Annotated in this window: 11 protein-coding genes; 2 read left to right on the forward strand and 9 right to left on the reverse strand. The window is 52.2% G+C overall.

The window, feature by feature from the left end; genetic code table 11:
* Positions 1–60 precede the first annotated feature (60 nt).
* Both IMCC13023_RS06775 and IMCC13023_RS06780 read left to right on the forward strand, forming a co-directional pair.
* Positions 61–1,437 (forward strand): aldehyde dehydrogenase family protein, encoded by a 1,377-nt coding sequence (locus IMCC13023_RS06775; RefSeq protein ID WP_007542662.1) that lies wholly within the window; start codon positions 61–63, stop codon positions 1,435–1,437.
* 4 nt (positions 1,438–1,441) lie between these two features.
* Positions 1,442–2,305: an NAD(P)-dependent oxidoreductase gene (locus IMCC13023_RS06780; RefSeq protein WP_081478876.1), complete on the forward strand. Its 864-nt coding sequence runs from the start codon at positions 1,442–1,444 to the stop codon at positions 2,303–2,305.
* Positions 2,306–2,307: 2 nt separating this feature from the next.
* On the opposite strand, the gene IMCC13023_RS06785 is transcribed toward IMCC13023_RS06780, so the two are convergent.
* The 9 genes from IMCC13023_RS06785 to IMCC13023_RS06825 all read right to left on the reverse strand — a co-directional run bounded on the left by IMCC13023_RS06785 (position 2,308) and on the right by IMCC13023_RS06825 (position 13,217).
* The gene (locus IMCC13023_RS06785) at positions 2,308–3,597 is read right to left on the reverse strand and encodes a M24 family metallopeptidase (protein ID WP_007542666.1); all 1,290 of its coding nucleotides are present in this window, start codon (positions 3,595–3,597) and stop codon (positions 2,308–2,310) included.
* A gap of 118 nt (positions 3,598–3,715) precedes the next feature.
* Positions 3,716–5,440, reverse strand: a complete 1,725-nt coding sequence (locus tag IMCC13023_RS06790) for an ABC transporter substrate-binding protein (protein WP_040325549.1) — start codon at positions 5,438–5,440, stop codon at positions 3,716–3,718.
* Entirely contained in the window at positions 5,440–6,828 is a 1,389-nt protein-coding gene (locus IMCC13023_RS07430) for an ABC transporter ATP-binding protein (RefSeq protein WP_007542671.1), read from the reverse strand. Before IMCC13023_RS07430 ends, IMCC13023_RS06790 begins: the two co-directional genes overlap by 1 nt.
* Positions 6,825–8,012, reverse strand: a complete 1,188-nt coding sequence (locus IMCC13023_RS06800) for an ABC transporter ATP-binding protein (RefSeq protein ID WP_007542672.1) — start codon at positions 8,010–8,012, stop codon at positions 6,825–6,827. Before IMCC13023_RS06800 ends, IMCC13023_RS07430 begins: the two co-directional genes overlap by 4 nt.
* A 2-nt stretch (positions 8,013–8,014) precedes the next feature.
* A complete protein-coding gene (locus IMCC13023_RS06805) occupies positions 8,015–8,947 on the reverse strand; it encodes an ABC transporter permease (RefSeq protein WP_007542675.1) in 933 nt (310 codons plus the stop codon).
* Positions 8,944–9,957 (reverse strand): ABC transporter permease, encoded by a 1,014-nt coding sequence (locus IMCC13023_RS06810; protein ID WP_007542676.1) that lies wholly within the window; start codon positions 9,955–9,957, stop codon positions 8,944–8,946. The genes IMCC13023_RS06805 and IMCC13023_RS06810 overlap by 4 nt, the downstream gene beginning before the upstream one ends.
* A gap of 149 nt (positions 9,958–10,106) precedes the next feature.
* Entirely contained in the window at positions 10,107–10,988 is an 882-nt protein-coding gene (locus tag IMCC13023_RS06815; RefSeq protein ID WP_007542678.1) for a substrate-binding domain-containing protein, read from the reverse strand.
* Positions 10,989–11,066: 78 nt separating this feature from the next.
* On the reverse strand, positions 11,067–12,002 hold the full coding sequence (locus IMCC13023_RS06820) for an NAD(P)-dependent oxidoreductase (RefSeq protein ID WP_007542680.1): 936 nt from the start codon (positions 12,000–12,002) through the stop codon (positions 11,067–11,069).
* A gap of 198 nt (positions 12,003–12,200) precedes the next feature.
* Positions 12,201–13,217 (reverse strand): LacI family DNA-binding transcriptional regulator, encoded by a 1,017-nt coding sequence (locus tag IMCC13023_RS06825; RefSeq protein WP_007542682.1) that lies wholly within the window; start codon positions 13,215–13,217, stop codon positions 12,201–12,203.
* Positions 13,218–13,432 lie beyond the last annotated feature (215 nt).

Raw genomic sequence — 13,432 nt, forward strand, 5'->3', positions numbered from 1 at the left:
TGGGTACAGGCAACAGATAAATCCAAGTGAAAAACCATCTCTATCTAGAATGAGGCCCCAATGGCAATGGCAACCATCAACCCGGCTACCGGCGAAACTGAATTTAAAGTAGAGCTTCACACACCGGCTGAGGTAGAGACCCGAATTGCCCTGGCGCAGACCGCCCACGAGACTCTTAGAGCAATGAGCTACGCCGAGCGCGCCGCCTTGATGATCAAAGCTGCTGACCTAATTGAAAGCGAAGTAGAGCAAACCGCAATCATGCTCACCCGCGAAATGGGCAAGCCAATTGCGCAGTCCCGAGGAGAAGTCCTCAAGTGTGCCAAGAGCATGCGCTTCTACGCTGAAAAGGCCGAAGAATTTCTAGCACCGCAGGTGCTAGCCGACCCATCAAAGGTGAACGCCAGCCAAGCAATGGCTATCTGGCAGCCACTGGGTGTCGTATTGGCAGTGATGCCATGGAACTACCCGCTTTGGCAGGTAATTAGGTTTGCAGGTCCAGCCCTAATGGCTGGAAACTCCGGAGTGCTAAAGCACGCGTCAAACGTTCCGCAGTCTGCCCTTTACTTGAATGACATCTTCACCCGCGCAGGCTTCCCTGAGGGTTCCTTCATAACCCTTATGATCTCGGCATCCAGCGTTGCAAATGTGATTGACGACTGGCGCATAAAGGCCGTTACCCTTACCGGTTCCGAGCCTGCCGGCCGTGCAGTTGCTGAGCGAGCAGGACGACAAATCAAGCCTTCGGTTATGGAGCTTGGTGGTTCTGATGCTTTTGTTGTAACGGCACATGCTGACATCGAAGCTGCCGCGACAACTGCAGTAGCCGCCAGAATCAACAACAACGGGCAATCCTGTATCGCAGGAAAGCGCTTCTTGGTCTTTGCAGACGTGTACGACCAGTTTGTGGAAAGTTTTGTTTCGAAGATGAGCGCGCTAAAAATGGGCGACCCGATGGACGAGACGGTTCAGCTTGGACCGTTGGCAACAGCCAACGGCAAGCGCGATATTGTCGAGCTAGTTGAGGACGCCAAAGCAAAGGGCGCAAACATTCTTTGCGGTGGCGAAACTCCAGAGGGACCGGGCTTCTTCTACCCAGCAACCGTTATTGATGGACTAACCAATGACATGAGACTTGTCATGGAAGAGGCTTTTGGTCCAGTTGCCAGCATCTACAAGGTTGCCAACAAGGAAGAGGCGATCAAGATCGCCAACCAAACAACCTTTGGTCTTTCCTCTGCTGTTTGGAGTAAGGACACTGCTGAGCAGGATTACTTCGTTCAGCACCTGCAGGCAGGTGCTGTCTTCGTAAACGGCATGACGATTTCTTACCCAGAGCTAGCATTTGGTGGCATCAAGGACTCAGGCTTTGGTCGCGAGTTGTCAGATGCCGGCATCAAGGAGTTCTGCAACCTAAAAACTGTCTGGAAGGCATAGCTACTTGACGCGGGTTGGGTTTCTTGGTCTCGGCACTATGGGACTCGCCATGGCCAACAATTTGGTCATGTCAGGTCACCCAGTTCTCGCATGGAACCGCTCCCAAGCACCGCTTCTGAAATTCCTTGAGGCTGGGGGTGAAGCTGCTGAATCCGCCAAGGACGCCCTGTCTCAGTCGATTTCCTTCTCGATGCTTGCCAACGACAATGTTCATGACGTCGTTTTAGCGGCAGAGAACCTCACCGCTGGAACTATTCACATTGGAATGGCAAGCATCTCTCCAGAAAAGGGCCGCGAGCTTTCCCAAAGGTTTCTAGAAGCCGGGGCAAAGTATGTTTCAGCTCCAGTGCTCGGCAGGCCTAATGTGGCCGAGGCCGGCGAGCTGAACATTCTCGCAGGCGGCGATGAATCCGCTATCGCACAGGCGCTGCCATTACTCGAGGCGATGGGATCCAGAATTTGGAATATCTCTAGTCAGCCGGCCACAGCCAATCTTGTGAAAATTGCCGTTAACTACAACATTCTGCACGCCATTCAAGCTATTGCCGAGTCGGTGGCACTCGTGGAGAGAAACGGTGTTTCAGGCAAAGCCTTCGTGGAGCTATTAACCTCAACACTTTTTTCATCGGTCGTCTACAAGGGCTATGGAGCACAGATTGCAGATCGGGAATATCAGCCAGTCATGTTCTCAATGGAGCTCGGTAAAAAAGACCTTCAATTGGCCATGGACAGCGCGGCGGAGTCTCAACTCGAAATGCCCACAGCCCACGTCTTGATGGAGCTCATGAACGCTGCAATTGCAGACCCAACCTTAGCTAATCAAGACTGGGCCGCGATGGCTCAAATAACACTAAAGCCCGACAGCTAGGACTAGTAAGGGTTAGTGACAAACAGCTTTTCGGCTGGGAACTTGGTTATAACCTGAGCTCCGTTGTTGGTAATAACGACTTCCTCTTCGATCCTGGCTGCCGAAATGCCATCCGGTGATGGGCAGTAAGTTTCAAGAGCGAAGACCATGCCGGCCTTGATTTCAACCGGGTGGCTCAAGCTGTTTAGGCGCGAGATAATCGGGCGCTCGTGCAAGCCAAGACCAAGTCCATGACCAAACTGCAGACCGAAAGCATCCATCTCATTGGCAAAGCCAATGTCGGTGGCCTTTGGCCATAGCTTGGCAACCTCGTCGGTTCCAACGCCATCGGCAACCTTGTCGATTGCGGCATCCATCCATTCTCTTGCCTTGGCATAAGCATCATGCTGAGCAGGAGTGGAGCGACCGACCGAGAAGGTGCGGTAGTAGCAGGTGCGGTAGCCCTGGTAAGAGTGAATGATGTCAAAAAACGCCTGGTCGCCCGGGCGAATGATGCGATCGGTGAAGTTGTGTGGGTGCGGGTTGCAACGCTCTCCAGAGACTGCGTTAATCGCTTCAACTTGTTCTGACCCAAGTTCGAATAGCTTCTTGGAAGCAAGAGCAACGATTTCGTTTTCCTTGATTCCAGGCCTAAGCGCATCGGTGATGTCTTGGTAAACACCATCAACCATCGCAGCTGCCTGTGACAACAGCATGATCTCGTCGACATTTTTGATTGATCGGGCGTCAAGCATGTCCTGTTGGATATCAACAACGAACAATCCCTGAGCCTGCATTTCAAATAAGAATGCTGGCTCAACGATGTCAACGCCAACTGGAAGGTGGTCAACTCCAGCATCTGCAAGCATGCCCTTGATGGTCTTGACCGCGTCCTTCATTAGTCCAACCTCTGGGTGGATTGCGCCTCGTAGACCAAGCATTCCAGCGTGAGAGTGACCTGGCTCTATCCAGGGTGCAAAAAGTTGGTGGTGCTTTGCAGCGGAACCAAAGTCCCAGATGTGTGGCTTGCCGTCGCGCGTCAGAAGCGCGTAGCGGGACATCTTGTCACCAAGAGCTCCAGCGATCCAAGTTTGAGTTGTGTAGCGAATGTTGTAAAAGTCAAAAAGTAAAAACGCACCGCACTCGGTTGCCTCGAGGGACTTAACCGCGCGAGCCAAGCGATAGGCACGCAAGCGCTTGTAATCAACCCGCTCTTCAAAATCGACCGAAGTCGTTCCGTGAGCCGGGATCATGCGGTTGTCAAAGTCGAGTGCAGGAACCAAAGGCTTTGGTTCGAACGCGGTGTCGCTCATTTATTCTCCTGGAAGAGTGCGCTGGTTTTTTTAGTTTCGAAATTGGCATGCGGGCTCTGAGGCTGGAGAGAAGATTTCTCCAGCCTCAAAGCCGCCGTGTAACTTTGGCTAAGTGAAATTAGCCCTTGGTGTAGTACTCATAATGCGGTCCGCGCCATAGCGGGTTGATATTGAAGTCCCCCAACCACGAGCGGTAAGGGTAGGCAAGACCTTCTTGCGCTGCGTATACCCACATGGGGTCTTCATACAGAAGTTGCTGAAGTTCTGCATAAATTGCAAGGCGCTTATCTGGATCAACAGTTGCCTTACCAGCATCAATTAGTTCAGCGATCTTGTCTGGATCTTCATAGGCATCTCTCATGCCGTGCTTAGTTCCCCAATCTCCATCTGGGTGCTGGTGTGGGTCGAAGAACTGATGAGGGTCCGCACCTGGGTCAGCATTTTTCACCCAAAGTGCATACGGTACAGGATCGGCTCCAAGGTTCTCATCAAACTGAGTTTCAGCCTGACTGACAACATTCACCCTGAAATTCGGGTTCATCTTCTCAACTCCATCCTTCATGAGAAGCGCAACGCCTTCAAACTCAGGCTCACCGGCTTGTACTAGAACTGAAACGGTGAAGCCTGTCTCCCAGTAAGGAGTCTGCTTCATCAGCTCAGCTGCCATATCCAAGTCATACTCATAGATAGGAGCATTTTCGTCATACCCGAACACACCCTGCGGGATGTAGGCGGTGTAACGAGCCCCATACCCATCAAGGAATGAATTGATGTAGGTGTCGTAATCGAACGCGTAGCTGAATGCCTGACGAATTCTCTTGTCTGCAAAGAAATCCATTGGGATGGTGTCGCTAGACGGCAAGTTATCGGATTTCATGTTGAAGCCAAGGTGAATTGGCTCTAGCAATAGTCCGCCCTCAAAAATAGTCACTCCTTCTACGTCTGAAACGTCCCCAACGTTTGAAGGTGAGATGTCAATGATGTCCGCGTCCCCTGCTCGAAGAGCCAAGACTCGCGAGCTTTCCTCAGGAGTGATATCCCAGCGAACATCGACCTTGGCGGGTTCTCCCCAGTAGTTTTCAAAGACAATCATCGTGAGGGACTCTCCACGTTTCCATTCACCGAAAACGTAAGGGCCGGTGCCCACCATGTTTGTGTCCATCCACTCGCTTGGAGTGTCTGCCTGTATTCCGCCATTGGCCTCAACGGATTCTGGGCTAACAATTGATGCCACGGTGTTGAGAACAACCGAATATAGGAATGATGCGTCCGGCTCCTGGATGGTTACTTCGAATGTGAAGTCATCCACAACTCTCATGGAGTCAACTGAATCAACTAGTGCCCCCGCCTGACCCTCAGGCAGGTTCATCGTGATGACTCTTTCCCATGAATAAAGAACATCTTCTGCGGTGAAGTCAGTGCCGTCGTGAAATACGACCCCTTCCCGAAGCGGGAAGGTATAGGTGAGGCGATCTTCGCTGACCAGGCCATTTTCTAGTGTTGGAATCTCTGTTGCGAGTGACGGAATTAGGTCAGGCCCGCTTGGACCAACGTCCACCAGTCTTTCATAAACGTTGTCGATAAAGGCCTCGCCCTTTTCGCCCTGTTCAGTGCGAGCAGGATCAAGGCTCGCCGGCTCTCCATTTTGCGCGTGAACGATAACACCCGCATTGCGAATCTCGGTAGATGAGCTGCCGTCGGAATTGCTGCTACCTTCCGGACTGCTGGCAGCCGTGCAAGCCGCCAACACCAGTGTTAGGGAGGCTAGCCCAGCTATTGAGGCCACAATTCGTGGCCGTGAATGCGCAGAAGAATGCTTGCGCTTAATTGTTTGCATTTTCATTACTGCCCTTCTTTCCCGTTAACTTGTTGTGATTTGTTTAGGTCTGGCAATGTTCCACGTTCCTGGGTTCTAATGCATGAACTCCAACGACCGTCTTGAATCTGCTCCAGGGAAGCGTCGCTAACCTCGTTGAATGAGACTTTCACTGACGCGCCTCTAACTTCGGGGGGCCGGTGCATTGACTCATTGATGACGGATCCATTCAGCTGAGACACGAATCCTTGAGCATCCCCCTCATTTTCGAAGTTGATCTGGGCGTTGTAGTCGTCGCTTCTGTCTACAGTCTTGATCGTCTCGAAAATAACTGGGGAATTCTCTTCAGTCCTGCTCATGACATCTGAAACAGACCATCCGCAGCCTGCCGCTGCGACAGGGCATCTCGGGTGCAGTCTGCATCCGTGCGGAGGCTCAATTGGGTTCGGAACTGTTCCAGAAAGCTCCCAATCTCGGTTTCGCTCACCCTCCAAAGATGGGTTGGAATCACGAAGAACTCTTGAGTACGGATGGAGTGGGCTATCGAAAACTTGGTCAGTTGGGCCGTACTCCACAATTTGACCTAGATACATGACTGCTATGTGATCTGCCATGTGCTGAACAACACCAAGGTCGTGGGTGATGAAGAGATATGTCAACCCCATCTCAGCCTGGAGGTCAACCAAAAGATTCAAGATTTGCGCCTGGACAGAAACGTCTAGAGCGCTTGTCGGCTCGTCAAGAATCACGAACTCTGGGTTGAGTGCCAGCGCTCGAGCGATTGAGATCCTCTGCCGCTGCCCCCCAGAGAACTGATGCGGAAACCTGAGTAGGTGCTCGGCGCCAAGGCCTACGCGCTCAAGTAGCTCAATAACTTTCTTGTCGAGTTCGGCACCTGAAGTTTGCTCATGAACACGTAAGGGCCTACCGACTATGTCCCGGACTAGCTGTCTCGGATTCAAAGAGGAGAACGCATCCTGAAAAACAACCTGACAATTCCGTCGGTACTGCCTCTGTTTCTCTCGAGACATAGAGCCGAGTCTGCTGTTTAGGGTTAGGTCCTTCCACATCTGACGGTCTTGGGCTGTCATCTCAGCCTCATTTACCCCGCGCAATCTGTTGACGTCTAGTTGCTGTTGGGCTGAGAGGTCCATCCATATGTCTCCACCTGTGGGTGCCACGAGTCCAGAAATTACACGGCCAAGGGTGGTTTTTCCGCATCCCGACTCTCCGACAAGTCCCAGTGTCTTTCCACGAGCTATGCTCAGATCCACTCCATCAACGGCCTTTACATGGCCGGTTACTCTCTGGAGAGCGCCTTCCTTGACGGGATAATGAACCTTCACATCATTGAGGGTTACCACCGAATCCGTGTCAACAGTGTGAAGTGAACTCGAGCTGCTTGCAGTAGTCATCGCCTAGCCTCTCCGCTAATTTCTGCCGGAATAGGCATGTCCGTTTTGGCAACAGATAGGCTCTCAGCTTCCTCGAACCTAAAGCACGCGACCTTCCTATTTGGTTGGATCGTGTGGAGCTGAGGAACATGTCCTAGGCAAGCTTCGGCGGCCCACTGGCATCTGCTTGCGAAATGGCACTGTTCTGGAGGATCAATTAGTTGAGGGACTGAGCCCGGAATTGCCGCCAGTTGACCGCGCGGTGTTCTCCTGTGAGGAATTGCGCCGAGAAGGCCGTTGGTATATGGGTGCTGAGGATTAGCCAGCACTTCTTGCGCCGGACCGGTTTCCACGATGTGCCCGGCATACATAACCGCGATCCTGTCGGCGAATTCTCGAACTATCGACAGGTCATGAGTGATGTATAGGACAGCCATGCCTCGGCGCTTCTGCATGTCCTGAATCAGCTCCAAAATACGTGCCTGAATTGTCACGTCCAGTGCAGTGGTTGGCTCATCGGCTATTAGGAGATCCGGGTCGCAGGCCAAAGCTTGGGCGATCATGACGCGTTGCTTCATGCCACCAGAAAGCTCATGCGGGTAACTTTTCATGATTTTTCGAGGATTAGGAATCCCGGTGTCCGCGAGCGAGCGAGCGACAGCGTCATCGATTGACTTCTGCAAGGCGGCGGCTTTAGATCTTCTGGTCAACTGAAAAAACCTGAGCTGGACAAAACTCGCGCGCTGCTTGGCAATGCGCTTTTCCGCTCGGGAGGCCCTTGCAGGTTCAATACCTGCTGACTCGAGAATCATTTCAACTCGATGTTGGCCAAAGACCTCTGCTAGTTGACTCCCGATTGTCAAAGACGGGTTCAATGCCTTTCCTGGGTCCTGGAAAATCATAGAAATGCGCTCGCCGCGAATCGCCATGACTTCCTTTGTGGAAGCAGACAGGATGTCTACGACGCCTTTACCCTCAACATTGAGCTTGATTGACCCAGCCACGTACTTGCCCGGAGGCTCTGGCACTAAACGAAGGATAGACCGCGCCGTAACACTCTTCCCACAGCCAGTTTCTCCCACTAAGGCCAGGGTCTCTCCGCGCTGGATCTCAAAAGACACGCCCTCGACCGCGTGAGCGTCTCCGCCTCGGGATTGAAAACGAACGCTCAGATTATCCACTTTGAGCAGCCAGTCTTGGGACATGTTTAGCGCCCTTCCGTTTTTGGATCTAGGACATCCCGAAGACCGTCTCCCACGAGGTTAAAGGCGAGGGCCCAAAGAACAATTGCAAGCCCCGCAAAGGTGGAGACCCACCACTCTCCGGCCAGAAGACCCGATTGCCCGGCACTCACGAGTGCTCCCCATTCAGTCAAGCCAGCCTGAGCAAGTCCGATGAAGCTAAGCGTTGCCCCAATAAGAACGACGTTTCCCATATCAAGAGTTGCCTGAACAATCAGAGGGGTTGCAGCATTAGGAAGTACGTCCTTCCTATAAATGTTCCACGACGAATCCCCGACAACTCGGGCAGCTGCAACGTAGTCGGCCTGTTTGACTTTTATGATCTCCCCGCGAATGATTCTGGCGTACTTGACCCAAAACACAGCTGCAAGAGCCAAGATGATGTTGGAGAACGACGGCCCAAGTACCGCGGCGATTGCCAGGGCAAAAATCAGCTCCGGGATGGACAGGAACACGTCAACTATGCGCATCAGCAGGTTATCAATTCTGCCTCCGCGCATCGCCGCAATGCTTCCAACCATCGTTCCGAACACAAGAGTGAAGAGCACAACGGTCACGGATAGCTGCAGTGACAGCCTTGACCCCCAGATGATTCCGTACAAAACATCTCCACCGGTGGAGTCCGTACCCAGTACGTGCCCTGCTACTCCCGGTGGGGAATCAATGTTTGACCAGTCTCGAGGGCTCTGATATGGATCCGGCTGGTTCGGCTCTGCAAGAAGTGGTGCAAAGACCGCCATCATCAAGAACAGGAAAATGATCGTTAGCCCGATTACGGTCAAAGGGTTTCGAAGAACTTCACGGCCTACCTCAAGCCGTCTTGCCCACTTGACCGTGACAGCGCTTTTCTTAGGCGTCGGTGACTGCGCAGTTTTCTTGCTTCCAGGGCCAGTTGTCATCCGCCCAACACCACCCTTCTGTCCAAGTAGGCATAAGCGATATCGACGGCAAGGTTCACCGTCATAAATATTAATGCTGTGATCAAAACATAAGCCATGATTGTTGCCTGATCGCCCGCCAGTACGGCGCTAGTGACCCACTGCCCAAGGCCCGGCCAGCGGAATATGAGCTCAACCGCAACCGCTCCCTGGAGAAGAAAACCGAAACTAAGACCAATGACCGTAGTCGTAGGCAAGAGCGCGTTTCGTCTCGCGTGGCGTCGGATGACGATCTTATTTGGCAGCCCCTTGGCTCGAGCTGCGTCGACGTATTCCTCCGACATCGCCTCCACCATGGAGGACCTCATCATGCGGACGATAATCGCCATTGCCCCGAAAGCTAGGACTACTGCCGGAAGAACTAGGTGACGAAGTGCGTCAAAAAAGGCGACCGGACTCAGAGCGATGATAGCGTCCAGCGTGTACATCCCGGTTGGATGAATGATGGAAGAAAAAATATCAGGTGTTGACCTGCCAAGCGGGAACCAGTCCAGCCAGAGGTAAAAAGGAACCAGCAAAAGCAAGCCAAACCAAAATGTTGGTGTGCTTGCCCCCAAGATCGAGAATAGCCTCGCTACATGGTCCGGGGCCTTGTTCCGGCGAACCCCAGCAAGTGTCCCCAGTGCAACTCCGACAAATACGGCAATCAGGCCAGCGGCGATTGCCAGCTCAAGAGTTGCGGCGAATTTCAGTCCGATAACCTCGGTCACCGGAGCCACTGAAACACCCGACCAGCCCAGGTCTCCTCTGAACAGTCCACCAATCCAGGCCGCGTACTGGAAAGGTATTGGTTGATCTAGTAAATACCGAGCCTCCAAGGCCGCAATCTCATCAGGAGACATATTTGGGGAGGCATAAATTCCGACAGGAGATCCCGTGAAGCGGGTCAAAGTGAAAACTATTACGCTCACGCCAAGCATGATTACAGGCAGCAGCGCTAATCTCCTGAGGAGATAATCCCTTATCTGCATACCTAGCCTCCGTTGGCTTGAATCACTTTTGAAACATCTCTATTTCTGCAATCGATTGTTGCTACTCTAGCGAATGAAATTGTTTATGCAAGTCGTTGATATGAATTGTGCGGCCCGTATACCGAAACGTTATGTTCAAAGCCCCTACCTTAGTTTTTTAGAAGCTCCAAGATAGCTTCATCAGAAGGCCTATAGGCTCCAAACTGAGACCTGATGTCTGCCAAAATCAGCAACTGTTCAGAGGTAACACGCGAGTCTCTAAGGATTCCATAGTCCCGGCTTTGGAGCAGGCCGATGTAGTTTGGGTCGGCAAGTCTGGGATTCTCGATCGCCAGCAATCGAGAAAGTGACTCCGCGGGCATTGAGAGAATCGCCTCCGTTGCGTCCTCCCACAAATCCAAGAATCTGTGAACTTGTTCAGTTTGCGACGAACCGACTTGAACCAACACCGTTCCTAAATAGTTGTCGCTTACATCTTTCGAAGTAGACCATTTCTTTAGCCCCGCGTTGTCGGCCGCAATGGCGGTTTCTGCGTTGAGTACTGTGGCAACCACAACACCATCTGTGATTGCAGCGAGCCTCTTAGGTGTTGCCCCAACAGCTTCCAGCTCGTAGTCAACGCGCTCAACTCCGAGGTTCGAGAGCATTGAAAATAGCAAAAATGCGAACCCAGAATTTGGAACATCGACGCCGATCGTCGTACCCCTAAACTCTTCCGCTCTCGATACGGCCGCAGAAGAGTACAGAGCCAGGCCGAGCCCCCGGTCTATCGAGCGGAGAAATTTTAGGTCGAGTTTTTTCTTTATGGGGTTTTGATCGGTGGTTCCGTAGAGCAAGACGTTGTCGGGACTCGTTATGGCAATGTCGATGGTTCCCTCTTGCAGGGACTGAAACTGACTCGGGGACGAAGGGACTCTCTCCGTCGTCCAGTCAATGTCATACTTTTTTTCGAGTCGCAAAGCCCTGGCCACTGCCAGCACTGGGGATTCGCTGAATTGCCCAATACGCAAAATTGCTTTTTCAGATAACACGCGACTCTCCTTCAAGCTATAAGTTGAATCATGCATCTTCTCGGGCCCAGCAAGCAAATCAAGTCTGGGATTGTCGCCCTACTTCTCTACTTTTAATCCATCGGTTATTGATGAATTCTCAGACTTCAACTCGAGGCCCGCTCCCGCCGCAACAACTCGCATCAGGGTGGCAAAATCCTCTTCGGTGTTGCCCGATCCGGCTGCCTGGGCAACTATTTGCCTAGTTGCTGAAGCTACCGGCATCGGCACTCCTAGGCTTGAAGAAGCGGCAAGACCCAAATCAAAATCCTTCAGCAAGAGTGGCATTGTGAAAGTTGGGGTGAAGTCCAAGTTCACCATTGCAGGGGACTTGTACTGAGTAAACACTGAGCCCATCACTGAGTCGTTCAAGAATGTCAGGAAGGCCTCGCGACTAACCCCACCCTTTTCCGCCAGAATCGTGATTTCAGATAGAGACTGAGTAACCACGCCAAGGAAGACATTGTGCGCAATTTTCACCAACCTGGCCACCTCACCCTCGCCGACATAAGTGACGCCACGGCCAAATACCTCAAGTACGGATCGTACTTCATCGAAAGTCTTTCGCGGCCCCGAAACTGCAACCGTCAATTTGCCGGCTGCGATTACTGCTGGGTTACCGCTAACGGGAGTAGCAAGAAAAGCTGCGCCCCGTCCTTCGGCGGCCGCTCGAATCTCCGCTGACGCTTCAGTGGATACTGTCGAGGAATCCGCGATCACTTTTGGGGTTGTGCTTCCGGTGAGAAGGCCGCCCTCACCCAACATCACCTGTTTCAGGTCTGCAGATGCGGAGACCATGCTGAACACTAAGTCTCTGCCAGACAAATCGACAGGATGGTCGACAGCGGTAGCACCCATGTCAAGCAGGGGCTGCAGCTTTGACTTCGTTCGGTTGTAGACCGCAACGTCGTAGCCAGCCTCAATCAAACGCGTGGCCAGTTGGATGCCCATTCTTCCAGCACCAATCCAGCCGATAGACATTTTGTTTTCGCTCATGATAGTTCCCTTCTTGGAAGCACGCTCTCCATGACACATCAGTGATAAAACTTTCAGCGGTTGGCTGAGGCTTCAAATACTACAATCGATTGCAAAAGATTATTGCATGACTCCGGGCGTGTCAACTGCTATTTGGTTAGGCAATTATCCACCGACTAATTGAGGGGGCCTAGCAAAGCCGAGCTCCCAAATGGCTTTTTAAGTTGAGGCGGGTGCAGTGGACGCTCTAACTACTAGGGAAACTGGAAGCGTCACCACTAGCGGTGAGCCCGGGCCATCTTTAATTGCCCGCATCAGCTGTCTTGCTGATTCGATTCCTATTTCTTCCAATGGCACCCTCACAGTCGTGAGGCCTGGGCTGAATTCCTCTGCAAATGGCATGTCATTGAAGCCTGAAACTGAGATGTCCTCCGGGCAACGAAGGCCAAACTTCCGGATCGCCCTTAGGGCCCCAAGAGCTAAAAGATCCGTACTGGCTTGAATTGCTGTAAAGCTTCTGTTTGGTTCGGCCAATAAAGCATCTGTCACTCTTTCACCCTGCTCGACAGTAAGAGCACTTGCCTCGACTATCCGTAATTGCATGGAGTTACCCTCGCAAGCTCTTTTCATAGCATCAGCTCTTCCTCTAGAAGTCGAGAAGGATTGAGGGCCTGCAATGTGAATCATGTTCCTGTGCCCAAGCGAATGCAGGTGTTCGACGCTGGCACGAATCCCCATATCGTCATCCCCGGTAACAAGGGGATAGCCGGTCTCACTGGCACCGCGATTCACCAACACGACCGGCAGGCCAGACTCAGAGAGGGTTTTGACTAGTGAGCTCTGCTCCACGCCGGTTGCAATTATTAGTCCGTCAACTTGCCGCTGCACAAGCGAACTAATGGCCGAATCCTCTAGCGCATTACTACCGTCAACATCAGCTAGAAGAGTTGTGTAGCCAAGAGGGGCTAGGTGACCTTCGATCCCTCGGATTATGGAGGGAAAGATTGGGTTGGTGAGGTCAGGAATGATTACACCAATTGTCATAGACAGTCTCGTCCTAAGACCCCTAGCCATTATGTTTGGAAAATAGTTCAAGCTTTCGGCAGCAGTTATTACCCTGCGAGCGGTTTTCTCATTCACGAGCGAGCGGGTGGCGGGATTTAGAGCTCGCGACACTGTTGACGCGTGAACGCCAGCCAGCTTTGCAACCTCTGAAATTGTTACTTGACGTGCCATCTCTTACCTCTACTGAGAACAGTAGCCCATGAAGCAACGCTTGCCCGAGTGGAACTAATTAGATCTTGCTCCCTGGGTTGCTTAGTAGGGGTTAGTGATAAACAGCTTCTCAGCTGGGAACTTGGTTATAACCTGAGCTCCGTTGTTGGTAATAACGACTTCTTCTTCGATTCTGGCTGCCGAAATGCCATCTGGTGATGGGCAGTAAGTTTCAA

Source organism: Candidatus Aquiluna sp. IMCC13023 (assembly GCF_000257665.1).
Taxonomy (GTDB): Bacteria; Actinomycetota; Actinomycetes; order Actinomycetales; family Microbacteriaceae; genus Aquiluna.

Excerpts from the sequence above, each read along its gene's own strand:
- IMCC13023_RS06810 (WP_007542676.1), bottom strand. The coding sequence starts at position 9,957 with ATGCAGATAAGGGATTATCTCCTCAGGAGATTAGCGCTGCTGCCTGTA.
- IMCC13023_RS06775 (WP_007542662.1), top strand. The coding sequence starts at position 61 with ATGGCAATGGCAACCATCAACCCGGCTACCGGCGAAACTGAATTTAAA.
- IMCC13023_RS07430 (WP_007542671.1), bottom strand. The coding sequence starts at position 6,828 with ATGACTACTGCAAGCAGCTCGAGTTCACTTCACACTGTTGACACGGAT.
- IMCC13023_RS06825 (WP_007542682.1), bottom strand. The coding sequence starts at position 13,217 with ATGGCACGTCAAGTAACAATTTCAGAGGTTGCAAAGCTGGCTGGCGTT.
- IMCC13023_RS06820 (WP_007542680.1), bottom strand. The coding sequence starts at position 12,002 with ATGAGCGAAAACAAAATGTCTATCGGCTGGATTGGTGCTGGAAGAATG.
- IMCC13023_RS06800 (WP_007542672.1), bottom strand. The coding sequence starts at position 8,012 with ATGTCCCAAGACTGGCTGCTCAAAGTGGATAATCTGAGCGTTCGTTTT.
- IMCC13023_RS06785 (WP_007542666.1), bottom strand. The coding sequence starts at position 3,597 with ATGAGCGACACCGCGTTCGAACCAAAGCCTTTGGTTCCTGCACTCGAC.
- IMCC13023_RS06790 (WP_040325549.1), bottom strand. The coding sequence starts at position 5,440 with ATGAAAATGCAAACAATTAAGCGCAAGCATTCTTCTGCGCATTCACGG.
- IMCC13023_RS06805 (WP_007542675.1), bottom strand. The coding sequence starts at position 8,947 with ATGACAACTGGCCCTGGAAGCAAGAAAACTGCGCAGTCACCGACGCCT.